Genomic DNA, 24,403 nt, shown 5'->3' with positions numbered 1-24,403 from the left:
CGACTGCCCAGTTCCGGCCTCTTCCCCTCGCCGTGGCCTCTTCGGGAAGTTCCCTCACGAGACCATCTCACACACCCGAGCACGGGGATTCTCGCTGCGACGAAACACTACCCTTTTGACCCTGCTTTCGGTATAACGCTGTATAATGGGCCGACGGAAGAAAATCGTACAAGAGTGTGAGCGGCTGATGGACAAACCGGAGAACATCCGGAACATCGCCATCGCCGCACACATCGACCACGGCAAGACGACGCTTACAGACAACCTCCTCGCCGGCGCGGGGATGATCTCCGAGGATCTGGCCGGTCAGCAGCTCGCGATGGACACCGAGGAGGACGAACAGGAGCGTGGCATCACGATCGACGCGGCGAACGTGTCGATGACCCACGAGTACCAGGACACGAACCACCTCATCAACCTGATCGACACGCCAGGCCACGTCGACTTCGGCGGCGACGTCACGCGGGCGATGCGTGCCGTCGACGGTGCGCTCGTGGTGGTCGACGCCGTCGAGGGGACGATGCCCCAGACGGAGACCGTCCTCCGGCAGGCGCTGCGGGAGAACGTAAAGCCCGCGCTGTTCATCAACAAGGTCGACCGACTCATCAACGAGCTCCAGGAGGGGCCCGAGGAGATGCAACAGCGCCTCCAGGACGTCATCGCCGACGTCAACGAGCTCATCCGCGGGATGTCCGAGGAGAAGTACGAGGAGGAAGGCTGGAAGGTGTCCGTCGAGGACGGCACCGTCGCGTTCGGCTCCGCGCTGTACAACTGGGCAGTGTCGCTGCCGTCGATGCAGGAGACCGGCATCTCCTTCGGGGACATCATCGAGATGGAGCGCAACGACAAACGCGACGAGCTCCGCAAGCGGTCGCCGCTTTCGGACGTCGTGCTCGATATGGTCGCCGAGCACTTCCCGAACCCGCTGAAGGCACAGCCCGAACGGATCCCGACGATCTGGCGGGGCGACGACACCCTCGAGCTCGCAGAACAGATGCAGCTCGTCGACGACGAGGGGGAGGTCGTCTTCATGGTGACCGACATCTCGATGGACCCTCACGCCGGCGAGATCGCAACCGGGCGGCTGTTCTCCGGAACGATCGAGAAGGGTCAGGAGCTGTACGTCTCCGGCACTGCGGGTAAAAACCGGATCCAGTCGGTCGGGATCTTCATGGGCGGGGAGCGCGAGGAGGTCGACCGCGTCCCGGCGGGGAACATCGCATCCGTGACGGGTCTGCGCGACGCGATCGCCGGTTCGACCGTCTCCTCGGTGGAGATGACGCCGTTCGAGTCGATCGAACACATCTCCGAGCCGGTGATCACAAAATCCGTCGAGGCCGAGAAGATGGACGACCTGCCGAAGCTCATCGAGGTGCTCCAGCAAGTGTCGAAGGAGGACCCGACGATCAAGATCGAGATCAACGAGGACACCGGCGAGCACCTGATCTCCGGGCAGGGCGAGCTCCACCTCGAGGTGATCACCCAGAGAATCGAGCGGAACAACGACATCCCGGTGATCACCGGCGAACCGATCGTCGTCTACCGGGAGCAGCCCCAGCAGGCAAGCGACGAGGTCGAGGGGATCTCCCCGAACCGCCACAACAGGTTCTACATCACGGTCGAACCCCTGGCCGACGACATCGTCGAGGGGATCAAACTGGGGAACATCTCGATGGACATGCCCGAACTGGAGCGCCGCGAGCAGCTCCAGGAGTGTGGCATGGACAAGGACACCTCCCAGAACGTCGAGGACATCCACAACACGAACGTCTTCGTCGACGACACGAAGGGGATCCAGCACCTCAACGAGACGATGGAGCTGGTGATCGAGGGGATCGTCGAGGCGCTCGACGACGGTCCGCTGGCCGCAGAGCCCGTCCAGGGTGCACTGTTGCGCCTGCACGACGCCCGGCTGCACGAGGACGCGATCCATCGCGGCCCCGCACAGGTGATCCCGGCGGTCCGGCAGGCGGTCCACCGGTCGCTGATCGACGGCGAGATCCGCCTGCTCGAGCCGATCCAGCAGGTCCGGATCGACGTCCCCAACGAGCACATGGGCGCCGCCTCCGGCGAGATCCAGGGCCGTCGCGGCCGCGTCGACGACATGTACCAGGAGGGTGACCTCATGGTCGTAGAGGGGATCGCCCCGGTCGACGAGATGATCGGCTTCGCGAGCGACATCCGGTCGGCCACCGAGGGCCGCGCCTCCTGGAACACCGAAAACGCCGGCTTCCGGGTGATGGCGGACAACCTGCAGCGCGAGAAGATCATGGAGATCCGCGAGCGAAAGGGGATGAAGCTGGAACTCCCCTCCTCGATCGACTACTTCTAGCCGACTCGTCCGTTTTCTCTGCAGTTTCCGTTCGGGTACTCGCCGCCGGCCCGGAACCCTTTTGATCGATCACGGGCGAAAAAGGGGTAATGAGCGACCTCGACGACGAGTACCGTCTCGACTACTTCGAGGAGGAAGAGTTCCAGCGGACGGAGTGTTCCTCCTGCGGTGCTCACTTCTGGACGCGGGACCCCGACCGAGAACTGTGTGGCGAGCCGCCGTGTGAGGACTACTCGTTCATCGACAACCCCGGATTCGACCGGGAGTACACCCTCGAGGAGATGCGGGAGGCGTTCCTCTCGTTTTTCGAGGAGCACGGCCACGAACGAATCGATCCGTACCCCGTGGCGGCGAACCGGTGGCGGGACGACGTCCTGTTGACTCAGGCGTCGATCTACGACTTCCAGCCGCTGGTCACCTCGGGCACGACGCCGCCGCCGGCGAATCCGCTGTGCATCTCTCAGCCGTGCATCCGGATGCAGGACATCGACAACGTGGGCAAGACGGGCCGGCACACGATGGCATTCGAGATGATGGCCCACCACGCGTTCAACGCCCGGGAGGACATCGAGGATCCCGACGAGTACGCCTACGAAGGCGAGGTGTACTGGAAGGACGAGACCGTCCGGTACTGCGACCAGTTCTTCGAGTCGATGGGTGCGAACCTCGAGGAGATCACCTACATCGAGGACCCCTGGGTCGGCGGGGGGAACGCCGGCCCCGCGATCGAGGTGATCTACCGGGGCGCGGAGCTGGCGACGCTCGTGTTCATGTCGATGGAGCAGGACCCAGACGGGGAGTACGAGCTGAAGGACGGCAACCGGTACTCGAAGATGGACACCTACATCGTCGACACCGGCTACGGGCTCGAACGGTGGACCTGGATGAGCCAGGGGACGCCGACGGTGTACGAGGCGATCTACCCCGACGCGATCGCGTTCCTGAAGGACAACGCCGACGTCGAACACACGTCCGAGGAGGAGGAACTCGTCCACCGTGCGGCCAAACTCGCCGGCCGGATGGACATCGACGACGTCGACGACCTCGAGTCAGCCCGCGAAGACGTCGCCGAGAAACTCGACGTCGACGTGGGTCGACTCCGGGAGCTGATGGAACCGCTGGAGGACATCTACGCGATTGCTGACCACTGCCGGACGCTGGCGTACATGTTCGGCGACGAGATCGTCCCCTCGAACGTCGGGACGGGGTATCTCGCGCGGATGGTGCTGCGCCGGACGAAGCGGCTGGTCGACCGGGTCGGCGTCGACGCACCGCTCGACGAGCTGGTCGACATGCAGGCCGAGCGGCTCGGCTACCGGAACCGCGACACGATCCGCGAGATGGTCCGTACCGAAGAGCGGAAGTACCGCCGGACGCTCGAGCGGGGCACCCGGAAGGTCAAGCAACTCGCCGACGAGTACGCCGGCACCGGGGAGCCGATCCCGCTTTCGGAGCTGATCGAGCTGTACGACAGCCACGGCATACAGCCGGAGATGGTCGAGGAGATCGCGGCCGATCGGGGGGCGACAGTCGACGTCCCGGACGACTTCTACTCGCTGGTCGCCAAGCGCCACGACGAAGAGGAGGCGGGCGATCGGGACACCGCGACGGACGACCGGATCGAGGACCTCCCGGAGACCGAACGGCTCTACTACGAAGACCAGGAGCGGACGGAGTTCGAGGCCGTCGTGCTGGACGTGTTCGAGCGCGTCGACGGCGAGTTCGACGTCGTGCTCGACGGGACGATGTTCTACCCCGAAGGCGGGGGGCAACCTGCCGACCACGGGACGCTTTCGACCGCCGACGCCACCGTGGAGATCACGGACGTCCAGATTCACGACGGCGTGATCCTCCACAGGGCGGACGGCGATCCCGGGAAAGGCGAGATCGTCCGCGGACAGATCGACGTCGACCGCCGCCGCCGGCTGATGCGCCACCACACCGCCACTCACATCGTCGGGTTCGCCGCCAGGCAGGTGCTCGGCGAACACGTCCGGCAGGCCGGGGCCCAGAAGGGGATCGACTCCTCCCGTCTCGACGTCCGTCACTACGAGCGGATCTCCCGAGAGGAGAAAACGGAGATCGAACGGGTCGCAAACGAGATCGTGATGGACAACGTCGGGGTGAAAGTCGAGTGGCCCGACCGTCACGAGGCAGAAAAAGAGCACGGCTTCGACCTGTACCAGGGTGGGATCCCGCCGGGACGCAACGTCCGACTGATCCACATCGACGAGGACGTTCAGGCGTGTGGTGGCACCCACGTCGCCCGGACCGGCGAGGTCGGGACGATAAAGCTGCTCAAGACCGAACCCGTACAGGACGGGGTCGAGCGGCTGGTGTTTGCCGCCGGGACGGCCGCGATCGAGGCGACCCAGCGCACCGAGGACGCCCTGCTGGACGCAGCCGAGGTGCTCGACGTCGATCCGATGGACGTCCCCGAGACGGCCGAACGGTTCTTCGAGGAGTGGAAGCAGCGGGGCAAAACTATCGACGAACTCAAAAGCGAACTCGCGGAGCTGCGGGCAAGCGCCGACGCCGAGGAGGTCGACGTGGGCGGGACGCCGGCAGTCATCCAGCGGCTCGACGGCGACCCGGACGAGCTTCGCGCCACCGCGAACGCCCTGGTCGAGGAGGGAAAGATCGCCGTACTCGGCTCGGGCGCCGGCGGATCCGCACAGTTCGTCGTCGGCGTCCCCGAGGGGACCGGGGTGAACGCCGGCGAAGTCGTCTCCGAACTCGCCGGACGCGTCGGCGGTGGCGGCGGCGGACCGCCGGACTTCGCGCAGGGCGGTGGCCCGGAGGTCGACCGGCTCGACGAGGCCCTGGAGTCGGCTCCGGACGTGCTCAAAAACCTGCTCGCGGCCGACTGACCCCACCGTGCCGTACGCCACCTGCGAGGGACGGTCGCTGTACTACGAGGTGGACGGCAATCCGGACGCACCGACCGTCGTGTTCGTCGGAGAGATCGGTTTCGGCGCCTGGCAGTGGGGGTGGCAACACGCCGCGGTTGCCGGCCCGTACGAGAGTCTCGTGTACGACATGAGAGGAATCGGCAGCTCCGAGGCTCCGCCCGGGCCGTACCGGCTCGCGGAACTCGTTGCCGATCTCGAGGCAATTCTCTCCGACGCCGGCGTCAGGAAGGCCCACCTGGTCGGCTGCGGGCTCGGCGGGATGGTCTCGCTGTCGGCGGCAGAGCGCTCTACGCGCGTCGAAAGCGTCGTGGTCCTGGGAACGCCCCCGTCGGGAGAGGAGTTCGATCCGGAGCCGCTGTGGGCGCCGCCGGACGACCGGGAGGCGCTTCGTTCGTCGGTTCTGGCTGCGCTTTCGCCGGGGTTCCCCGAACGTCAGCCCGAGGTCGTCGACTCGATCGTGGAGTGGCGGGCCCGGGAGGACGCAGACAGACGGGTCTGGGAGGCCCAGCGTTCCGCAATCGATGAGTTCGACGCTGCTGATCGGCTCTACGAGCTGACGCAGTCGACCCTCGTGATCCACGGCGAACTCGACGACCAGTGTCCGCCCTCCAGTGGTCGTGCGCTCGCGGAGGGATTGCCACGGGGCGTCTACGAGCCAGTCCCCGAGGCAGGCCACCTCGCACACGTCGAGGCCTCGCGGCTGGTCAACGATCGGCTGGTCGAGTGGCTGGACGATCGACGGACGTGAGGGGGACACACCGCGACTCCGACATCGAGAAACGTACACTCCACCACTCCGGCGTCACGGGATTCGGCAAATCCCCGCCGCGGGCGCAACCTCTTTTTGGGTCGGTCGGCTACGGGCTGTCGATGACCGACACTCGCCTCGCACTGTTGAACGCCGCACACGACGGTGCGAGCACCCGACGCAACTTCCGACGGGAGCTCAACGCCGACCTCGTGGAGTACGACGCCGCCGGCGGGGAGCTTCCCGGCGGCTACCCCGACGGTGCCGTCTTCGACTTCGACGGGGTCGTCGTCACGGGATCGCGGTCGTCGGTGTACTGGGACGAATCCTGGATTCCGCCGCTGTTGGAGTACGTCGCCGACGCTTACGATCGGGGGCTCCCGATCCTCGGGGTCTGTTACGGCCATCAGGTGATCGCGGAGGCGCTGGGCGGTCGGGTCGCCGGGATGGACGGCTTCGAGATCGGCTACAACGAGATCCGGCGCTGCGTCGACGACGATCCGGTCCTCACGGGGATCGGCCGCCGGTTCACGGCGTTTACCACCCACGGTGACGTCGTCGTCGACCCGCCCCCGGGATCGCGCGTGCTCGCTGAGAACGAGTACGGGATCCACGCGTTCCGGAAGGGCCACGCCTGGGGCGTCCAGTTTCACCCCGAGTACGACATCGACACCGCACGGGAAGTGACCGAGGGGAAACGCGACCGACTCGGCGACGAGACGGTCGACGCCGTGCTCGCCGAAATCACGCCCGAAAACCACGCCGCCGCCTGCGAGGTGAAGCAACTGTTCGACAACTTCCATTCGTTCGTCGAACAGTCGCGCCGGGTCACAGCGTGACCGGATCGCCACAACCCCCCGCCGGGTCCGGGAGCTATTAGGGCGGTGGGCGTTTCGCTTCGGGTATGCCAACGGACGCCCAGCGGGCCTGCTTCGAGGCCGGCATCAAGTTCGGAACTCTCTATCACCAGTTCGCCGGCACACCCGTCAGTCCCGACAGCACCCGGTCGCTGGAGACGGCAATGGCGGAGGCGATCGAAAACCAGCCGTACTGCGAGTCGGTCACTGTTCGAATCGACGACGACCGGGTTCGCGAGGCGATCGATCACGAGAACGGCTACACGGAGCTTACGGGTTCGCTCATGGACGTCGAGATGCGAATCGAGTACGACGGAATCGTCGCCGAGACTCGCATGGAGCTTTCCGACGGCTATCCATTGATGAAACTCGAAAGCGTCGATCTCGGGGGATAGCCGCCACGTTTCCGCCCATTTCACTTTCGCTTTCGGGCACGGATTTACATTTGTCGGCGTCGAACCGCCGGCCATGAGCAGTCAGACCACGTTCGGCGACGACGAACTGTTCGGCGAAGCGGCCGACGAGATGCGCGAGGACGTCGAGTCACACCTCGAGACGGCCCGCGCGGAGCTGCCGTCCCCGGAAGACGTCTGGGAGACGGACGCGGACAACGTGCTCGGTGCGCTCAACGGACTGAAGTCGGCGCTCGACGTCGGCGACGCCGCCGAGGAGCTGCGGCAGGCGAAGAAGTGGTACACCATGGGCGAACGCGCCGACGCGTTCGAGGACGCAGACGACCTGGAGGCCGATCTCGAGGAGCTGTCGGCGCTGCTGGAGACGATCGAGGCCGCCCGTGAGGACGTCACCGCGCTCACGAGCACGGTGCCGGAGCTACGGGGTGCACTTCAGGAGGCGGCTGACGAGGACGACGACGCGACCGACGACTGATCGGTCACCGGAACAGCCGGTAGGAGCCCTGGCCGACCACAACCTCGCGGATGTCACCGTCGGGCGTCGAGCTCTCGACGCGGAGGTCGCTGACGCCGATCGTCCCGCCGTGACGGATCACCTCCCCGACGGCCCGGAGGTCGCCGGTCGCCCGCCGGAGGTAGTTCACGTTGAGGTTCACCGTTGCGGCGCTCGAGGAGAGCGGATCCTCGAGACAGGTCTGCTGGGCGATCCCGCCGGCGGTGTCGATCAGGGTCGCCGCGACGCCGCCGTGGACCGTCTCGCCGTCGGAGTTGGTGAGCTTTTCGTCGTACGGGACCGTGAGAACGATCTTTCCCCGTTCGACCGCCGTCACCTCGGTTCCGAGCCAGGAGAGGTAGCCGTGCTCCTTTTCGATTGCGTGCTCGAGGACCGCTGTGGCCTCCTCGGGCAACGGGGGACGCTCGTCGATTTCCTCGTCCATACCGGTCCGTCTCCCTGGGATCCCTTGTAGGTCGCGGAACCGCCGACAACCGGCCGTGGGTTGTTCTTTCGAGACGGAGCGGCGACTCGACAGCAGGGACGTTCAGCAGTCGGCGACGCCGACGGGCCCCTCGAGAGGCGGTTCGTCCTCGGTGTGGATCGGGTCGACCCCCGGTGCGTCGGCGAACATCGGTAGCCGGAGTTCGTAGCTGTACACCAGCGAGAACGCGTCGAAGGGGTTCCGAAGGAACCGGTCTGCGTCCTCCAGGCCGGAAAACTGCACGCCAGCGACCAGGTGAACCAGGTCGTACTGGCCTGTCGAACCCGCGAGTTCGACGCCAAAGGAGCCGGGCTCGCCGAGGTCCGTCAACACCGACAGATGGAGTCGCATCGCGATCCGTGGTCCCTGGGTTCCGATCGAGAACGCTCGCCCCTCACCCGCGAAACAGCCCGAGTCGAGGACTTCAGTGTCAGTGACCGACTCACTCGTTTCGACGGCACTCCCGTCGTCGACGTCGGGGGCTGGTTGGGAGGTGGTTTCTGTGGCCGCTGCGGTTCCGATGGCGACTCCCGCCACCAGAAGCAACGAAGCGACTACGAGTGTGGCTCCGACGAACAGGACCGCGCTCTTTTGACTCGTCAGGAGGCCTGGAACGAGGGCCGGCTCCCGCGTGGATGGGTCGGCCATCATCGGACCAACGACCGGCCTTCAAATAAGTGCTCTCAGTGACCGTTCCCGGCGATCGTCTCGAACAGCCGGGACTGGGCGGCAGCCAGGTGCTCGGCGAACGTCGAGCGGGATATCCCGAGCTTCTCAGCGACGTCACCGGCGCTGGAACGCCGCGGATACTCGAAGTATCCCTCGGCGTACGCCACTTCGAGGACTTCCCGTTGCCGGTCGGTGAGTTCGCCGCGGTCGACGATCACCGGGTCGCTCGTGTCCTCTTTTGCGTCGCGAACGAGGTACTGGACCTCGACGCTGTCGCTGACCTCCGACAGTGTGGCCACGACCTCCCGGAGGGCGTCCGCATCCGGGAGGTTGAGCGTGAGCGCGAGCCGCCCGTCCCGAACGTCGACTTTCGCGAGGGGATGTCCTGCGCCCTCGACGAGTTCACACGCACACGGGTCCGCGTCGCGCTCGATGTGGTACGTCTGTTTGTGGCCCTCTGAAAACACCGGAACCGAGTCCTCGTCGTCGAGTTCGATGTCGGTGGAGAACTCCTCGGTGACGGGGTCCCCGTTCGAGTGGGTCCAGTTTACGTTCTCGAGCGTTCCGGAGACGTCCCGCGACAGCGACGCGAGCGGGCAGTTCCCCGGGTCGGAGACGGCCAACTCCGCACGAAGTCCAGTCATACGCACAGTTATGCAAGGGACACTCAAAACGGCGCGGACGATTCTCATATTGTAAAAAAGCCCGCCATACAACGGTGTTTTCGAGGTGTCAGCCGTCGTTCAACAGGCCGTCGACCAGCAACTCTGCGGAGGCCAGGTTCGTCGAAAGTGGCACGTCGTGGACGTCACAGATCCGCAACAGCGCGGAGATGTCGGGCTCGTGTGGCTGCGCCGTGAGTGGGTCCCGGAGGAACACGACGCCGTCACACCGCCCGTCCGCGATGGCGGCACCGATCTGGAGGTCGCCGCCCAGCGGCCCGGAGGCCTTCCGTTCGACCGTCAGGTCGGCTTCCTCCCGCAGCCGTTTCCCCGTCGTTCCCGTGGCGAACAGTTCACAGTCGGACAGCGCGGCGTGGTTTTCGCGCGCGAACTGGATCATCTCGGGTTTTTTCTCGTCGTGTGCAATGAGTGCAAGCCGCATTGTTCGAGGTCTATGCCGGGCTCACAAGCGATTGTCGGTCGACGTCGCGTTCGCCTCGTCGTTGCGTGGGTCGGTCGACCGTCGAACATTTATGTGATTTCACAGCGGGATCGAATACCCTGCGGGTGCTTCACACGGGGGTTTCAGCCCGTGTGGCAAGCGTTTTCACGCACGAGGGCACCGAAGTATTTTTATGTGGGTGTACTGTAATGGGAACTACCAGAAGCCTCCGGCACTGGTGGCATCGCGCGAAAAATGATCGGGAGTTCTTACCCACGGTCGGATGCACGCCACGCAGCCGCTGGTGTGTCCGGAGCGGTGATGGTATCGAGGTCATACTACGCATGGTAACGAAACAGGACGTACTCGACGAGTACGACGTATCGCAGCTACAAGAATCGAACAACGTCGACGTTTCCGAAGAGGAACTGGAAAACGACTCGAAGGGGCAGCTCATCAAGAAGGCTGGCCAGCTTCGGGACCGACGAAACGAGCTCAACCAGATGGCGTCCGAACGGGCGTCGAAACGCGACGATCTCAACGCGAAAACGCGGGAGAAGGTCGACGAGGCTCAGGAGCACCGCGAGAAGCGCGACGAGCTCAACGAACAGGTCCAAGAGCACAAAGAAAAGCGCAACGAGCTCAACGCCGACGCCAACGAGCTGTTCGACGAGGTCGAACAGCGCAAACAGGACCTGGAGCTGTCGGACGGAAAGTCGATCGAGGAGCTCGAAGAGGAGATCGAGCAGCTCGAGTTCCGACAGCAGACGGAGGTGCTCTCGGCGGAGGACGAGCGCGAACTCATCGAGAAGATCGAGGAGAAGCGCGAGAAGCTCGCGGAGAAAAAAGAGAAGCTCGACGAAGGCGGTGACCTGGAAGGGCTCATCGAGGAGGCCGAGGAGGTCCGGTCGGAGGCCTCGAAACACCACCAGAAGGTGACCGAGCTCGCGGACAAGGCCCAGGAACACCACAACAAGATGATCGAGGCCTATCGCGAGGCCGACGACGTCCGCGACGAGGCCGACGCAATGCACGAGCTGTTCGTCGAGGCCCAGGAGGCCGCCGACAAACACCACGAAGACTTCGTTCGCGTCCAAAAGCGGCTCCGCGAACTCGACAAGGAAGAGGAAAAGGAGCGCAAGGACGAGCGCGAAAAGGAGATGGAAGAAGAGAAGAAGGAAGCCGAGGAGATCTACCAGAAGTTCAAGGAAGGCGAGACCCTCGATACCGAGGACCTGATGAAGCTCCAGAAGACGGGACTGCTGTAGGGAGACCGTCGTCGCCGGAGCGCTCGTCGCCGGAGCGCTCGTCGCCGGAGCGCTCGTCGCCGGAGCGCTCGTCGCCGGAGCGCCGTCCGTCCGTCGGACGAGCGCGCTTGCGGTTCCGCCCGGTCGATTCGCCCGTGGGTTTTCGATCGTCCCCAACGTGACTCTTTTAACTGAGCCGCCGGCCACTTGCGAGTATGGTTCGAACGACTCCCAGGACCCGGTCGATCGTCGGCCTCCTCGCGTTCGTGGTGGTCGCCGCCGCCGCAGTCGCGATCGGGTACACTGTCTTCGTCTGGTTCGTGGAATCGCTGGTCGATCTCGGCGGTGTCGTGCTCACGATCGTGCTCGCGTTGATCCTGCTCCGGATCGCGGCGATGGTCGTCCGGTCGACGATCGCCGATTACAACGTCGCGGAGGTGAGCGTCGACGGCCCGATCACCCGCGACGGCGGCAACCCGAACCCTGTCGCCCGGGGGATGGGGACGCCCGCCGACGACATCGTCGAACAGATCGAACTCGCCGACGCCGACGACGCCGTCGACGCGTTGATGCTGGAGCTGAACACTCCCGGAGGCGAGGTCCTGCCCAGCGACGACATCCGCCGGGCGGCGATGGAGTTCGAGGGGCCGACCGTCGCGTACGCTACCGACGTCTGCGCTTCGGGGGGTTACTGGATCGCGTCGGGCTGTGACGAACTGTGGGCCAGGGACGCCAGCCTCGTCGGCTCGATCGGGGTCATAAGCTCTCGGGTGAACGCGGCCGAACTGGCGGAGAAGGTCGGGCTCTCCTACGAGCGGTTCGCCGCCGGGAAGTTCAAGGACGCCGGCACGTTGCTCAAGGAAATGGACGACGACGAGCGGGAGTATCTCCAGGGACTCACCGACGACTTCTACGACAGCTTCGTAGAGCGAGTCGCCGAGGGACGTGATCTTGATCCGGAGTTCGTTCGGGAGACCGAAGCGCGGGTGTATCTGGGCGAGGAGGCCCACGAACTCGGACTCGTCGACGAACTGGGGACCCGCGAGGACGTCCGCGATCACGTCGAGGAACTGATCGACGTCCCGGAGGCGCGCGTCCAGCCGTTCGAACCGCAGCGGTCGCTCCCCGAACGGATCGGCATCGGCGCCCGAAGTGTCGCCTACGCGCTGGGTGCAGGTATCGCCGACCGGATCGTCGGGGAGGAGTCGCCGGAACTCCGACTATAACGGGGGTTCAGTCTCGGACGAACTCGACGCCCCTCATCTCGAACCGGGCGCCGGTGTCGCCCATATCGCTTTCCGCGATCGAGAGGCTCCATCCGTGCCCCTCGACGATTTCCTCGACGATCGCGAGCCCGAACCCGGTCCCGTCCGACGTCGTCGTGTACCCCGGTTCGGTGACACGATCGCGGACGGGTTCGGGGATCCCGGGACCGTCGTCTTCGAAAAACAGTCCAGTGTCGTCGATCCGCCCTACTCGGACGGTGACCCCGTCGCCACCGTGGTTGATTGCGTTCCGGATCAGGTTCTCGAACAGCTGTTTGAGCGACTCCGGATCCCCGCGGACGGAGCCGTCCACTTCTTGCCGTAAGGTGGCAGCTTCCGTGTCGACCATCTGCCAGCAGCGGTCGATCAGTGCCGGGAGCGCGACGGGTTCGGGATCAGCGGCAGTCCGGCCCTGACGAGCGAGCGCGAGTGTGTCGTCGATCAGGTGTTCCATTCGGTCGAGTGCTCGCTGGACGTGTTCGAGGTGTTCGCTGTCACACTCCTCCATCGCCAGCGCCAGTCGACCTTCGGCCACGTTCAGCGGATTGCGGAGGTCGTGGGACACGATCCCGGAGAACTTCTCGAGGCGCCGCTCCTTGCGCTTTCGTTCGGTGACGTCGCGAGTGCTTACAACGACGTGCGTTGACTCCGGCTCCGGACGGGGTGCGCCGATCGACTCGACCCACACCCAGGCACCGTCTGCGTGTCGCATCCGGAACTCGACGCGCTCGTGGTCGTCTTCCGGCCGTTCTTTGATTTCCTGGAACAGTTCGGCGACCAGGTCCCTGTCCTCGGGGTGGATGTACTCGAAGATGGTCTCGCCGACCAGCGTTTCGTGCTCGTAGCCGAGCAGGTGCGCTACCGACGGGGTCTCGTAGAGCACAGTTCCGTCCTCGTCGAGGACGGAGACGACGTCTAGCGTGTGATTCAGGAGCTCCCGGGCGTCGACCATCGTTTTGATGTCAACGCAGTCCAACTTAGCTCCCCCGGATCGAACAGGTGGGCTCGCTGTCGACCGATCGACCGACAGCTCGTCGGTCCGGCTCCCGAATTCACTCGAGCGTCGTTTCTCCAGTCGGATTGTCCTCGAGCCACTGGGTCAGTTCCTCGCGGTGGTCTCGCCACTCCTTGAGCAGTCGGTCGTACTCCGTCCTGGCGGCATCTGCCCCGCGGTAGGCGGCAATCGACTGCAACCGGTTTTTCAGGGCCATCTGACAGGCACGGGTTTCGTCGTACCAGTCGTGGCCACACTGGATCATCGCGTAATGGATCACCGCCCAGAGTCCGAATCCGACGGGGTTGTCCTCGTTTCGGTCGCCGACGACCGGCAAGGGTTCATCGAACGCCCGAAGATAGGAGAGTGAGAACTCCGACACGAGCGGTTTCAGTCGATAATCCCACTCCCCCCCGACGTCGCCCTTCGCGTCACGCTGCTGTTCGAGGAGACTGTCGTATCCCTCCTCGTCGTATCTCGTGAGTTCCCAGCCGACGAGCCCCTCGAACCCGGTCCACCGACCGGCCTCCGCGTCGACGAGCTCGTCGGGAGACCCTTCGAACACCAGTCGCACGAGACCGCCATCCGGGCCCGAGTCGTATGGAGCGAACTGTCCGTACGCCCAGTACCAGCCGGTCTCCCAGCTCTCGCTCGTCTGGAACCGCGGCCACGCCGGGGCGAGATACTCCCGGAGAAACAGCCGTTCGTCCGCAGGGGACTCGAACCGGAATTCGATCGTTGCACCGGACATCGACCGGGTGATTTGATTGTATATTGATATAACTTCCGGGTGTCTAGAGGAAGTGTTTTCGATAGTACAGTTCCCAACCCCCCAAGCGGTTTACCCCTCGAGTTCCGCCACTGCGTCGGTGAACAGCCCATCGAGGATTTCAGGTGTCGTCGGGTGGTACGCCCGGTCGGGGATTTCGTGGACGTCCAGTTGTAGCTCGATGATCACCTGCATCGTCTTCGCCATCACGTCAGCATCAGGATGCAGCCCCTGGTACCCGAGGACGGTGCCATCCTCGTCCACGACGAGTGTCGCCATTCCCTCGGTGTAGTTCCGGCTCCGGAAGACACCGAGCCCCGCGACGTCCTGACGGACCACGATCGGGTCGTGGCCGGCTTCGCGCGCGGAGTCGGCGGTGTGTCCGAGGCGGGCGTACGGCAGGTCGCCGAGGCCGGTGAAGATGACCTGATGGGTGACGTTCTCGTATGATTCGAGTGGTTCCCCATCGTGGTGACGCAGGACGTTTTCAGCGGCGACCAGCGCCTCCTCCTTGGCGACGTGCAGGATCGGCTCCCGACCGTTGGCGTCGCCGACCACGAACACGCGATCGTCGTCGCGGGCCTGCATCGTGTCGTCGATCCACCCCGGCTCGGGGGTGAGCGCCGTCGCCTCGAGGCCGAGGTTGTCCAGTGCCGGCTTCCGGCCGGTGAAGACGAACAGTTCGTCGGCTTCGAGAGCAGTCTCCTCCCCGTTGTCGATTACAGCCCGAACGCCGCCGCCGGTTTCCTCCAGTTGCTTCGTTTCGGTACCGAGGTGGATGTCAATGTCGAACTGCTCGCTGTACTGCTCGACGAGTTCCGCGCCGAACTCCGGATCCGCGTCAGGAAGGATCTGCGGGAGCTGTTCGACGACGGTCAGGTCCATGCCCGCCGCTTCCGAGAGGTACGGAACGAGCTCCAGGCCGATTACGCCCAATCCGATCACCAGTCCCGACTCGCCGAACTCGGTTGCATCGAGGACGTCGGCACTTGTCCGGAAGGGAATATCCTCGATCCCAGGGACCGGCGGGACGTTTGGTGCCGATCCGGTGGCGACCACGACGTAGTCGGGTTCGAGGACGTCGTCGCCGACGGCCAGCCGTCGTTCATCGAGAAACTTCGCCGTCTCCCGTCGGAGAGTGACGCCGTCCCGTTCGGCCAGTCCCTGGATGTGCGACCGTCGCCGGTTCGCGTACGCCGAGATGTTCTCGTTTTTCTTTCCGATCACCTGTTCGATATTCAGTTCGGGGGCGTCCCCCCGGAGACGATCGTCGGTTCGGGCGGCAAACCGGCGCTCGGTCGCCGAGAGTAGTTCTTTCGAGGGCATACACCCGGCAAGAATGCACAGTCCGCCACCGGGATCCCCGTCGTCGATCAAGGTGAGCCTGACGTTCGGTTCCGAAGCGAGCCTGTCTGCGACGGCAGCCCCGGCGCTCCCATACGCGCCGATGACTGCGACGTGTACTGCCATGACTGCCGGTATGGTGTGTCCCAAGATAATTGTTTTGTATTGGGTATACTATACACAACCAATTCTCGGTCGAAATGAGAGCCGCGAGTATGATATCTCGAAGTGGAGGTTGAATCATCTTTTCTCACGAGAGTCTCATGGATAGACTGTTGAGGACTGTCTCTTATCCATACCTCAGCGCTTCAAAGCAAACCAACTTCGCTGCGCTTCCGGGCTGCGACTCCCCGGATTCAAATCCGTCCAGAGAACCATTCACGGCGGCGCGGCTCCTCGCTCCGCTCACGGCTTCGCCGTTCGCGTTTTCGAGGCGTTCGCTCCGCTCACGCCTCGCTCCGCTCGTCGCGTTGCGCCGCCGAGAAATGGGTTGGGGCGGATTTGAACCGCCGGCCTCCTCCATGTCAAGGAGGTGTCATAACCAGACTAGACCACCAACCCGGTCTGTCTGCGTTTCTTCGGCGCATCTTCTGGTTACCCGGGTACGTAATTGAAGCTTTCGACTCGGGGCGCAGGAGCCGTCGGCCTCGCGGATCATCACGCTTCGGCCGGGCGATATTCGGATAGCTAAAACGCGCGTTTGTGTCTAAGGTAGTTATATACTGATTCCATCGCTACGTGAAACTGCGACACCCGCTTCGGCCCTCTCAGTCCCCGTTCGACGGGTGTCGTCATCCCCCCTGCCCCCCACGGCGTCACCCACAGACGCTGCCCCTCCACGAGTCCGTCACGCCCGCCCCCCGCTGTCACGGTTGTGGTTTCTGCCTGCGTGACGGACTTGCCTTTTCGACCGAGAGATCCCCCTCGATCGGCCTCAAAGCATCGACAGCGTCACGACGCCGTTCGCCGTTTCGGCGGTCAACTGGCGGCTTCCCTCCCCGAGTGAGCCGGTCGCCGTTCTCGGGACACGGCTCGCGTTCTCCAGCGGGACGCCGTCGGCATCGACGCGCCCGCTCGTCGCCTCCGCCCGTATTTCGGCGTCGAGTCCGGGGCCGAGTCTGACGTCGACGTCTCCGTTCGTCGTCTCGATCCGGCTGTCGCTCCGGATCGCTCTGACGTCGGCGTCGACGTCCCCGTTCGACACCGAGAGGTCGTCGATCCCGGTCGTCCGAGTGGCCGACAGATCACCGTTCTTCGCCTCGATCGTCACGTACCCACGAACGCCGTCGACGTCGACGTCGCCGTTGACGGTTCCCGTCCACAGGTCGCCCCTGGTTCCGTCGACGCTCACGTCGCCGTTTACCGTCCACACTCGCTCGACCGGATAGGTGCGTGGCACCGTGACGAGGAGTTCGACTGTCGGCGGCTCGGCTCCGGGACCGTCGACGTGTTCGGCCCGGACGGCGAACCCGTCGCCGTCGTGTTCGGCGCGAACGCGGCTCCGGTCGAGCGCGTCCCCGTCCGTCGATCGCTTCTCGACTGACAGCTCGATCGTTCCTCTGTCCGCTCCACGCACCGTGACCGGCCCGTCGATGTTCTCGACGGTCACCTGTCCCCCGCCAGGTGGATCGTACTGTTCGGTCCACGCGGTTGTCTGCTCTTCCCCCCACGGTCGCCCGACACAGCCCGATACCGCCAGGCTTCCCCAGGCTGTGGTCGCCGCTAGGAACGGTCGCCGCCCGACGGTCCTGCCGTCGGCAATGTCACCGCACTCTTGACCGTCCATACCGTCGAGGTGTTCCCCTACCACAAAACCGTTGTCGAACACTCTCGCGTTCTCTTCTCGACTCAGCCGTCACACGGCCGCGATTGCGAGTGCCAAAAGTACCGCAAGCGCGACGCCGACGGCCGCAACCAGCTTCGGGTTCTCGAGCGGTTTCCGATAGAACGGCATCGCCGCGTACTCCTCGCTGAACGCCTCCAGGTTCTCCTCGTCGTAGAAGTGTTTCGTTGCGAAGAAGAACGTCCCGGTCACCGAACAGCCCGTACACACCGGCTCGTCGACGAGCCGTTCCGTCCGGACGTGATCGTCGCAGTTGATGCTCCCGCAGTTCTCACAGTAGGTGAGCGCACCGTCCCCGAACGTCCGTTCGTCGTTCGCGTCCCCGCAGTGGACGCAGCGGTCGTACTCGTTTACGAGGACGACGGCGTCGTCGTCGGACGCAAACGTCGCGTGGTCGTAGGCGTACTCTCCGAGTTCTGCGGTCGCTTTCACGTGTGGCACGTACACGGGTTCGACGTCCGTGACGATCACGTCCGAGCGGTTCGGCGTGCACGTCCGTTCGTAGGTGACGTTGTTGTCGCCCGTGTACTGGACGGTCGTCTCGTAGCGATCGCACTGTCGTTCGACTGCCCAGTCTTTGTATTCCGTTTCGGTGAGCCAGAACCGGCCGACTGACTCCACCGGCGGTGCGTCCCCACCCCGGGCACGCTCCTGGAGCTCCTCGATCGGAACGGTACCGGCGAAACCGGCGATCACGAACTGTTCGACTCGATCGGTCAGAATCCCCGGCCCGTCCCGGTCGGCCCGCACGAGAAATCGGTCCCGGTCGTCGATGGCGTGAATGACTCCGACCGACGTCTCGAAGACTGCTGTTACTTCCGTATCGATCACCAGTGTCGGAAACAGCTCCATCCCTGTTTCCGGGCGGATCGTCGAGTCCGGCTCCAGATTCGACACGCGCCCGGCGGACTCCCTGACTCGACGGATCGCCTCGCCTTCCGCCGGCGGCGCGAGCGACTCCTCACACAGCACCTCGATCCGGCCGTTCTTCAGGTCCATCCCGATCTCCTCGCCGATCTCCCGCAGCTTTCGACCACCGAGCAGGTCGATGTCGACGTCGCCGGGCGCGTCGGACACGCGCTGGGCGTACTCCTGGGCCGGGCCGGTGAACCGTCCGGTCGTCGCCACCATCCCCCGTTTCGGCCCGTCGAAGTCGTACGTCTTCACCGCCGAATGGAGCTTCTGGACGACGGGGCGCCCGACGGTGTCGGTGTGCTTGCACTCGACGACGACGCCGGTCGGCGGACCGGCCTCGGACCGATCGATCATCGTGACGTCCCGGCCTTCGTCGGCCGTCCGCACCGCCTGCCGGACGTCGTCGTACCCCTGATGTCGGAAGACGTCGACCATCAGTTCCTCGAACTCGAACCCCGATAGCTCGTCGAGCAGCGTCATCGTCGCCGACGGCCTCGGGTGGTCCTCGCCCTAAATCCACTCGTTCGCGTCACGGCGGAGTCGTTCGATCCCCGGAGTATAAAACGTGGTGTCGCCACCCGAACGCGTTCGTCTCCACGGCAAGTTTCCGGTTCCGATGAACAACGCTTTTCGGTCGCAGTACCGAACGGGGAGCCATGGCAGACGATCCAGCCGACGACGCCGACGAGACGCGAGAAGACGTCGAGGAGACAGAGACTGCCGATCCGGCCGGGGCGGACGAGGGCGGAAACGGCGACGGCGACGAGGAGGAGAAGTCGTTCCGCGAACGGGTCGAGGAGATCCGCGAGCGCCGGCAACAGGAACGCGAAGAGGGCGGTGACCCCGAACGCCCGTCCCCCGAGGAGATGATGGGTGGGGGTCCCGGCGGCGGTATGGGCGGTGGCAACCCCTTCGCACAGATGATGAGTGGCATGATGGGCGGCGGCCCGGGTGGCGGCATGGGCGGCCCGCCGGGTGCCCCCGGAGAGCGTGGCGAGCGCGGGTCGGAGGGTGCCGGCAACGAGGAGGTCGTCCGTGAGATCCGGCAGCTCCGCGACGAGGTGCGCGACGTCACTCGACAGCTCCAGCGGATCGCGCAGGCGCTGGAAGACGACGACTGAACTGGGTCGCGCGGGCGTGCGACCGGCCGCCGTAGGAGTGCGACATACTCGTTCAAACCAGGCGTTCGTACACGTCACGCAGCGTGTCGAGGGACCGTTCGACGCAGATCTCATCCCGTCGGTCGAGGCACCGCCGGGACAGCGTCGCGTTCTCCGAGAGAGTCCGTTCGATCGCGTCCCCGAACTCTTCGGTGTCGCCCTCGGGGTACCGATAGCCGGTAACTCCTTCCTCGATCGTCTCGGTGAGCGCGCCGGCGTCGACGCCGACGACTGGCGTGCCGCAGGCGTTCGCCTCCAGCGCGACGAGCCCCTGGGTCTCGACGGGACTCGGGAACAGGAACGCCGACAGCGCGGAGTAGAACGTCGGTAGCTCTCCCCGATCGAGGAATCCAAGGAACCTGGCGTCGATGTCGTGGTGCCGGACGGCCCGTTCGAACTCCTCGCGGGCGGGCCCGTCGCCGGCGACCACGAGCGTGACGTCGAGGTCGGCGATCGCCGGCGGGATCTCCGTGAGTCGCTTCTCGTAGCCGTGCCGGCCGGTGTAGCCCACGAGCGGTCCGGAGTCCAGGTCGTGTCGTCGTCGGAACGCCCTGACATCGACGTCGTCGGCCGGCGCGAACCGGTCGGTGTCGACGCCGTTCGGGACGACGAACAGCTCCTCGATGCCCGTCCGCTCGCGCACCTCGGCCGCGGTGGGTTCACTCGGGACCACGACGGCGTCTGCCGCCCCGAGCACCCACCGTTCGTACGCCGCTGCGGTACGCCTGATCCAGGATTCGACCCGGGAGTCCCCGGAGAGATACGGGGCGTACTCCGGGGTCGGCGTGTGGTACGAGACAACCAGCGGAACCGACGCGCCGCCGGCGAGCCGGCGCGCGGCAAGCCCGAGCGCGAACGGGGTGTGTGCGTGCACCAGATCCGGCGTGGCGACGTCGGCGGGGATCGACGGCACGCCGACCCGGAACCCCTCATAAAAGGGGAACGGGAGGCTTTCGACGGGATACTCACCCACGTCGGGATCCCGATCCGGCGCGTCGGGGTACACCACGTCCATCCGGCCGCCACGCGCGCGCCAGTGGCGCGCCCACGTCCGAACCGTGTACGTTACCCCGTTGACCGTGGGGAGATACGTGTCCGTGAACGCGGCGACACGGTACATGGGTTCGGATCCGGCTTCACGAGCGGCAGGTTAATCGCTTGTGTTTCGCTCCAGCAGCCCCCGATAACTCCCGGTCAGTCGCTTCCCGAGCCGGTCGAGTCCGTGTTCGCGTGCGGTTTCGCGGGCGTTGGCGCCGAGCCGTTCCCGAAGCTCCGGATCGCCGGCGAGGCGCTCGATCGCCTCGCGCATTTCCGTTCGATCGGCACACAGCAAACAGTCGTGGCCGTGTTCGTAGTACTCTTCGAACACCGGCAGGTCCCGCATCACGACCGGCTTGCCACACGCCATCGCCTCGAGGGCGGCGATCCCCTGGTTCTCCTCGTGTGTCGGGAACAGGTAGACGTCGCCGGCGCCGAACGCGCCGCGTTTGTCGTCGATCCAGCCGGTGAACGTGACGTTCGACGGATGCGACCGGAGCCACCGCCGGACGGTCGAGGACGCCGTAAGGCCGGTATCGTACGGGCCGAACCAGGCGAACTCGTAGCCGTCCCCGTCGCCCGGTGCGACCGCGGGCGTCGGCTGGTCCCGAAGTTCCCCGGCGAGCCGACAGAAGTCGCCGATCCCCTTCCGGGCGAAGACGTTGCCGACCGTGAACACGACCGTTCCCGAGAGATCGAACCGGCGGCGGTACTCTCCTCGGAGCCGGTCGTGGCCTTCGAGCGACGCGAGATCTACACCGTTCGTTATCGGCTCGACGGGTGCGTCGATCGGATACTCCTCGAGCCGGCGTTTCGTGTACTCGCTCGGACACAACACCAGATCGGCCACAGAGTACGCCCGACGGAGATACCGCCGCAACGCGGGCGCGACAGCGGTCGATCCACGGAACGAGCCGGCGAAGTCCTCGCTCGTCACGTGGGCGTGAAACACCACCGGAACGCCACGCCGGCGGGCCAGCCGGGCGAGCGCGAGCGAAGCGGGACCCGGGAGGTGACAGTGGACGACGTCGACGTTCCGGATCGGGTTTCGTCCCCGCAGCGCGGCGGTCCCGGCCCCGCGGATGGAGCCGCCGGTCCAGAGGCTGGCGACCGGTTCCACGCCCGTAACGTGCTCTGAAAGGGCCCGACGCTGGTGGGACGCCGCCGTGCCGATGCCCGATCGGTCGAGCCGGTCGCCGAGTTCGAGGTGGACGAGCGGGCGCACGGCCGGCAGTACCCCCGACGCCCATTTTTCACTGTCGACTTCGAATCGCCAACAACTGTTAATAGCGTCCACCGGCTGTGTACGCCCGACCCATGTCAGACGACGACACGGTTCTGGAAGCGAGACTTCCCGACAGTGAGACGTTCGACCCTCCGGAGGCGTTCCTCGAGGGGGCGAACGTCACCGATCCCGGGATCTACGAGGAGTTCGAGGAGAACTGGCCGGAGTGCTGGGAGGCGGCCGCCGAACTGGTCGACTGGGAGCGGAAGTACGATCAGGTGCTCGACGCGAGCGATCCGCCGTTTTACGAGTGGTTCACGGGAGGTGGGCTGAACGCGTCGGCGAACTGTCTCGACCGACATCTCGACGAACGGGGGGAGGAACCCGCCATCGAGTGGATCGGCGAACCGACCGACGAGGAAAACCGGACCTACACGTACGAACAGCTCCACCGGGAGGTAAACGAGTTCGCCGCAGCGCTCCGGGAACTCGGCGTAGAGGAAGACGACGTCGTCACCGTCTACATGCCGATGGTTCCGGAGCTGCCGATCGCGATGTTGGCATGTGCCCGGATCGGTGCTCCCCACAGTGTCGTCTTCGCCGGCTTCTCCGCGGAGGCACTCGCGACCCGGATGAACGCTGCCGACTCCTCGTATCTGATCACCTGCGACGGCTACTACCGGCGGGGGGATCCACTCGATCACCTCGAGAAGGCAAACGAGGGGCTCGCCGGCGTCGATCACGACGCCGAGGCGACTGTCGTCGTCGACCGGCTCGGCGCAAACGGCGACGGGTTCGGACACGACCTCCATGACAACCAGCACGATTACGCGACCCTGATTGCCGACCACGAAGGCGACACGATCGACCCGGTTTCCCGCGACGCGGAGGACATGCTGTTTTTGATGTACACCTCCGGCACGACCGGGAAGCCGAAGGGGGTGAAACACACGACCGGCGGCTACCTCTCGTGGGCCACCTGGACATCGCAGGCGGTGCTGGACGTGAAATCCGAGGACACCTACTTCTGTGCGGCCGACATCGGCTGGATCACCGGCCACTCGTACATCGTCTACGGCCCACTTTCGCTCGGTACGACCACGATGATGTACGAAGGAACGTCGGATTACCCCGACTACGACCGGCTGTGGGAGATCATCGAAGAGTACGAGGCCACGCAGCTGTACACCGCTCCGACCGCCATTCGGGCGTTCATGAAGTGGGGCGAGGAGTATCCCGACCGGCACGACCTCTCGTCGCTTCGCCTGCTGGGAACCGTCGGCGAGCCGATCAACCCCCGGGCCTGGAAGTGGTACTACACCAATATCGGCAACGAGGAGTGTCCGGTCGTCGATACCTGGTGGCAAACCGAAACCGGCGGGATGATGGTGACGACGCTGCCGGGGATCTGTGAGATGAAACCCGGATCCGCGGGACCCCCGCTTCCCGGTGTCGACGCCCGCGTGGTCGACGCTGCCGGCGAGGAGGTCGAGGACGGCCGGGCAGGCTACCTGACGATTCAAAAACCCTGGCCAGGAATGTTGCGGACGCTGTATCGCAACGACGAGCGATTCATCCGGGAGTACTGGGCGGAGTACTCCGATCTCGACTCCGAGGACATGGACGACTGGGTGTATTCGCCCGAGGACGGCGCGAAGATCGACGCGGACGGCTACATCACGGTTCTGGGCCGCGTCGACGACGTGCTCAACGTCTCGGGGCACCGGCTCGGAACGATGGAACTGGAGTCGGCGATCGTCGGCGTCGAGGGCGTCGCGGAGGCGGCCGTCGTGGGCGGCGAGCACGAACTCAAAGGCGAGGCAGTGTACGCGTACGTCATCACCGAGGACGGCTACGAGGGCGACGAGACGCTCCGGCAGCGGATCGTCGACGGAGTCGAGTCGGCGATCGGGCCGATCGCCCGCCCCGAACGGGTAATCTTCACGCCCGACCTCCCGAAGACGCGATCCGGAAAGATCATGCGTCGCCTGCTCGAAAACATCGCCAACGGCGAGGAACTCGGCAACACCAGCACGCTCCAGAACCCCGGCATCGTCGAAGAGATCCAGGAGAAGGTCCGGGACGCCTGAGTCGTCGCCCCCGAGCGATCCGTAGACTATGTACGAGGCCATTCTCGTTCCCACCGACGGAAGCAAAGTCGCAGAGCACGCTGTCGACCACGCGCTGGACCTGGCGGAGACGTACGGCGCGACGATCCACACGCTGTACGTCGTCGACACCGACGCCATGGAGATGTCGCTGTCGCCCGAACAGGTCGACCGAATCGACGACGGCGAGTTCGGACAGCTGGACGAAATCGAGGAGTTCGCCGAACGGGCGACCCGGGTCGTCGCACAACGGGCGAACGAGCGAGGGATCGACGTGATCGAACGCGTCGTGAGCGGCAAGCCACACCAGTCGATCGCCGACTACGCCGACGAACACGGGATCGAAATGATCGTGATGGGGTCACACGGTCGATCGGGGATCCGCCGAGCGCTGCTCGGTAGCGTCACCGAGCGGGTACTGCGCACGACGTCGATCCCCGTGCTCGTCGTTGACGCCGGCGACGAGGACTGAACGACGACGTC

At 65.2% G+C, this 24,403-nt stretch carries 22 protein-coding genes and 1 tRNA gene; 11 read left to right on the top strand and 12 right to left on the bottom strand.

What is annotated here, in order from left to right; all coding sequences use genetic code 11:
* Nucleotides 1-145 precede the first annotated feature (145 nt).
* The 6 genes from RH858_RS03160 (at nucleotide 146) to RH858_RS03135 (ending at nucleotide 7,737) form a co-directional block, all read left to right on the top strand.
* A complete protein-coding gene (locus RH858_RS03160) occupies nucleotides 146-2,332 on the top strand; it encodes an elongation factor EF-2 (RefSeq protein WP_259533822.1) in 2,187 nt (728 codons plus the stop codon).
* A gap of 89 nt (nucleotides 2,333-2,421) precedes the next feature.
* Nucleotides 2,422-5,202 carry an alanine--tRNA ligase gene (alaS, locus tag RH858_RS03155; RefSeq protein WP_259533821.1) on the top strand — a complete coding sequence of 927 codons (2,781 nt, stop codon included), beginning with the start codon at nucleotides 2,422-2,424 and terminating at the stop codon, nucleotides 5,200-5,202.
* A 7-nt stretch (nucleotides 5,203-5,209) separates the two neighbouring features.
* Nucleotides 5,210-5,992 (top strand): alpha/beta hydrolase, encoded by a 783-nt coding sequence (locus tag RH858_RS03150; protein WP_259533820.1) that lies wholly within the window; start codon nucleotides 5,210-5,212, stop codon nucleotides 5,990-5,992.
* A gap of 122 nt (nucleotides 5,993-6,114) precedes the next feature.
* Nucleotides 6,115-6,831 (top strand): type 1 glutamine amidotransferase, encoded by a 717-nt coding sequence (locus tag RH858_RS03145; RefSeq protein ID WP_259536436.1) that lies wholly within the window; start codon nucleotides 6,115-6,117, stop codon nucleotides 6,829-6,831.
* Nucleotides 6,832-6,896: 65 nt separating this feature from the next.
* Nucleotides 6,897-7,244, top strand: coding sequence for a dihydroneopterin aldolase family protein (locus tag RH858_RS03140; protein ID WP_259533819.1), 348 nt, complete (start codon nucleotides 6,897-6,899; stop codon nucleotides 7,242-7,244).
* Between the two features lie 73 nt (nucleotides 7,245-7,317).
* Nucleotides 7,318-7,737 carry a DUF5790 family protein gene (locus tag RH858_RS03135; protein WP_259533818.1) on the top strand — a complete coding sequence of 140 codons (420 nt, stop codon included), beginning with the start codon at nucleotides 7,318-7,320 and terminating at the stop codon, nucleotides 7,735-7,737.
* Between the two features lie 4 nt (nucleotides 7,738-7,741).
* Here the strand turns inward: RH858_RS03135 and RH858_RS03130 are convergent, their stop codons facing one another.
* The 4 genes from RH858_RS03130 to RH858_RS03115 all read right to left on the bottom strand — a co-directional run bounded on the left by RH858_RS03130 (nucleotide 7,742) and on the right by RH858_RS03115 (nucleotide 10,012).
* Complete coding sequence (locus RH858_RS03130) at nucleotides 7,742-8,200, bottom strand: PaaI family thioesterase (protein WP_259533817.1); 459 nt, start codon at nucleotides 8,198-8,200, stop codon at nucleotides 7,742-7,744.
* Between the two features lie 102 nt (nucleotides 8,201-8,302).
* Entirely contained in the window at nucleotides 8,303-8,887 is a 585-nt protein-coding gene (locus RH858_RS03125; RefSeq protein ID WP_259533816.1) for a hypothetical protein, read from the bottom strand.
* A 35-nt stretch (nucleotides 8,888-8,922) separates the two neighbouring features.
* The gene (locus RH858_RS03120) at nucleotides 8,923-9,552 is read right to left on the bottom strand and encodes a helix-turn-helix domain-containing protein (protein WP_310561110.1); all 630 of its coding nucleotides are present in this window, start codon (nucleotides 9,550-9,552) and stop codon (nucleotides 8,923-8,925) included.
* An 88-nt stretch (nucleotides 9,553-9,640) separates the two neighbouring features.
* Entirely contained in the window at nucleotides 9,641-10,012 is a 372-nt protein-coding gene (locus RH858_RS03115; RefSeq protein ID WP_259533814.1) for a methylglyoxal synthase, read from the bottom strand.
* Between the two features lie 344 nt (nucleotides 10,013-10,356).
* Between RH858_RS03115 and RH858_RS03110 the strand changes: the two genes are divergently transcribed.
* Nucleotides 10,357-11,280, top strand: coding sequence for a phosphoserine phosphatase (locus tag RH858_RS03110; protein ID WP_259533813.1), 924 nt, complete (start codon nucleotides 10,357-10,359; stop codon nucleotides 11,278-11,280).
* Nucleotides 11,281-11,474: 194 nt separating this feature from the next.
* Nucleotides 11,475-12,485: a signal peptide peptidase SppA gene (gene sppA, locus RH858_RS03105; protein WP_259533812.1), complete on the top strand. Its 1,011-nt coding sequence runs from the start codon at nucleotides 11,475-11,477 to the stop codon at nucleotides 12,483-12,485.
* Nucleotides 12,486-12,492: 7 nt separating this feature from the next.
* Here sppA and RH858_RS03100 read toward each other — a convergent pair whose 3' ends face one another.
* The 6 genes from RH858_RS03100 to RH858_RS03075 all read right to left on the bottom strand — a co-directional run bounded on the left by RH858_RS03100 (nucleotide 12,493) and on the right by RH858_RS03075 (nucleotide 18,869).
* Entirely contained in the window at nucleotides 12,493-13,500 is a 1,008-nt protein-coding gene (locus RH858_RS03100) for a PAS domain-containing sensor histidine kinase (RefSeq protein ID WP_310561109.1), read from the bottom strand.
* Between the two features lie 76 nt (nucleotides 13,501-13,576).
* Nucleotides 13,577-14,269: a hypothetical protein gene (locus RH858_RS03095; protein WP_259533810.1), complete on the bottom strand. Its 693-nt coding sequence runs from the start codon at nucleotides 14,267-14,269 to the stop codon at nucleotides 13,577-13,579.
* Nucleotides 14,270-14,359: 90 nt separating this feature from the next.
* Complete coding sequence (locus tag RH858_RS03090) at nucleotides 14,360-15,757, bottom strand: NAD(P)/FAD-dependent oxidoreductase (RefSeq protein WP_259533809.1); 1,398 nt, start codon at nucleotides 15,755-15,757, stop codon at nucleotides 14,360-14,362.
* Between the two features lie 360 nt (nucleotides 15,758-16,117).
* Nucleotides 16,118-16,192: transfer RNA gene (locus RH858_RS03085), tRNA-Val, on the bottom strand.
* Between the two features lie 373 nt (nucleotides 16,193-16,565).
* Complete coding sequence (locus tag RH858_RS03080; RefSeq protein ID WP_259533808.1) at nucleotides 16,566-17,417, bottom strand: DUF4097 domain-containing protein; 852 nt, start codon at nucleotides 17,415-17,417, stop codon at nucleotides 16,566-16,568.
* A gap of 69 nt (nucleotides 17,418-17,486) precedes the next feature.
* Nucleotides 17,487-18,869: a restriction endonuclease gene (locus RH858_RS03075; RefSeq protein ID WP_259533807.1), complete on the bottom strand. Its 1,383-nt coding sequence runs from the start codon at nucleotides 18,867-18,869 to the stop codon at nucleotides 17,487-17,489.
* Nucleotides 18,870-19,045: 176 nt separating this feature from the next.
* Here RH858_RS03075 and RH858_RS03070 point away from each other — a divergent pair, with 176 nt between their 5' ends.
* A complete protein-coding gene (locus tag RH858_RS03070) occupies nucleotides 19,046-19,510 on the top strand; it encodes a hypothetical protein (RefSeq protein WP_259533806.1) in 465 nt (154 codons plus the stop codon).
* Between the two features lie 52 nt (nucleotides 19,511-19,562).
* On the opposite strand, the gene RH858_RS03065 is transcribed toward RH858_RS03070, so the two are convergent.
* Together RH858_RS03065 and RH858_RS03060 are read right to left on the bottom strand one after the other, a co-directional pair.
* On the bottom strand, nucleotides 19,563-20,669 hold the full coding sequence (locus RH858_RS03065; protein ID WP_259533805.1) for a glycosyltransferase: 1,107 nt from the start codon (nucleotides 20,667-20,669) through the stop codon (nucleotides 19,563-19,565).
* 30 nt (nucleotides 20,670-20,699) lie between these two features.
* Nucleotides 20,700-21,812, bottom strand: coding sequence for a glycosyltransferase family 4 protein (locus RH858_RS03060; protein WP_259533804.1), 1,113 nt, complete (start codon nucleotides 21,810-21,812; stop codon nucleotides 20,700-20,702).
* A 92-nt stretch (nucleotides 21,813-21,904) separates the two neighbouring features.
* Here RH858_RS03060 and acs point away from each other — a divergent pair, with 92 nt between their 5' ends.
* Both acs and RH858_RS03050 read left to right on the top strand, forming a co-directional pair.
* The gene (gene acs, locus RH858_RS03055; RefSeq protein WP_259533803.1) at nucleotides 21,905-23,902 is read left to right on the top strand and encodes an acetate--CoA ligase; all 1,998 of its coding nucleotides are present in this window, start codon (nucleotides 21,905-21,907) and stop codon (nucleotides 23,900-23,902) included.
* A gap of 28 nt (nucleotides 23,903-23,930) precedes the next feature.
* A complete protein-coding gene (locus RH858_RS03050) occupies nucleotides 23,931-24,392 on the top strand; it encodes a universal stress protein (protein WP_259533802.1) in 462 nt (153 codons plus the stop codon).
* Nucleotides 24,393-24,403 lie beyond the last annotated feature (11 nt).

The sequence above is a fragment of the Halalkaliarchaeum sp. AArc-GB genome, assembly GCF_031432225.1.
GTDB lineage: Archaea > Halobacteriota > Halobacteria > Halobacteriales > Haloferacaceae > Halalkaliarchaeum.
Note: the sequence above shows the minus strand (reverse complement) of the source record. Positions and strands in the feature narration are given on the sequence as shown.

Bases quoted from the DNA above. Each gene is read 5' to 3' on its own strand.
- RH858_RS03160 (WP_259533822.1), top strand. From the start codon at position 146: ATGGGCCGACGGAAGAAAATCGTACAAGAGTGTGAGCGGCTGATGGAC.
- alaS (WP_259533821.1), top strand. From the start codon at position 2,422: ATGAGCGACCTCGACGACGAGTACCGTCTCGACTACTTCGAGGAGGAA.
- RH858_RS03145 (WP_259536436.1), top strand. From the start codon at position 6,115: ATGACCGACACTCGCCTCGCACTGTTGAACGCCGCACACGACGGTGCG.
- RH858_RS03140 (WP_259533819.1), top strand. From the start codon at position 6,897: ATGCCAACGGACGCCCAGCGGGCCTGCTTCGAGGCCGGCATCAAGTTC.
- RH858_RS03135 (WP_259533818.1), top strand. From the start codon at position 7,318: ATGAGCAGTCAGACCACGTTCGGCGACGACGAACTGTTCGGCGAAGCG.
- RH858_RS03130 (WP_259533817.1), bottom strand. From the start codon at position 8,200: ATGGACGAGGAAATCGACGAGCGTCCCCCGTTGCCCGAGGAGGCCACA.
- RH858_RS03125 (WP_259533816.1), bottom strand. From the start codon at position 8,887: ATGGCCGACCCATCCACGCGGGAGCCGGCCCTCGTTCCAGGCCTCCTG.
- RH858_RS03120 (WP_310561110.1), bottom strand. From the start codon at position 9,552: ATGACTGGACTTCGTGCGGAGTTGGCCGTCTCCGACCCGGGGAACTGC.
- RH858_RS03115 (WP_259533814.1), bottom strand. From the start codon at position 10,012: ATGCGGCTTGCACTCATTGCACACGACGAGAAAAAACCCGAGATGATC.
- RH858_RS03110 (WP_259533813.1), top strand. From the start codon at position 10,357: ATGGTAACGAAACAGGACGTACTCGACGAGTACGACGTATCGCAGCTA.
- sppA (WP_259533812.1), top strand. From the start codon at position 11,475: ATGGTTCGAACGACTCCCAGGACCCGGTCGATCGTCGGCCTCCTCGCG.
- RH858_RS03095 (WP_259533810.1), bottom strand. From the start codon at position 14,269: ATGTCCGGTGCAACGATCGAATTCCGGTTCGAGTCCCCTGCGGACGAA.
- RH858_RS03090 (WP_259533809.1), bottom strand. From the start codon at position 15,757: ATGGCAGTACACGTCGCAGTCATCGGCGCGTATGGGAGCGCCGGGGCT.
- RH858_RS03080 (WP_259533808.1), bottom strand. From the start codon at position 17,417: ATGGACGGTCAAGAGTGCGGTGACATTGCCGACGGCAGGACCGTCGGG.
- RH858_RS03075 (WP_259533807.1), bottom strand. From the start codon at position 18,869: ATGACGCTGCTCGACGAGCTATCGGGGTTCGAGTTCGAGGAACTGATG.
- RH858_RS03070 (WP_259533806.1), top strand. From the start codon at position 19,046: ATGGCAGACGATCCAGCCGACGACGCCGACGAGACGCGAGAAGACGTC.
- RH858_RS03065 (WP_259533805.1), bottom strand. From the start codon at position 20,669: ATGTACCGTGTCGCCGCGTTCACGGACACGTATCTCCCCACGGTCAAC.
- acs (WP_259533803.1), top strand. From the start codon at position 21,905: ATGTCAGACGACGACACGGTTCTGGAAGCGAGACTTCCCGACAGTGAG.
- RH858_RS03050 (WP_259533802.1), top strand. From the start codon at position 23,931: ATGTACGAGGCCATTCTCGTTCCCACCGACGGAAGCAAAGTCGCAGAG.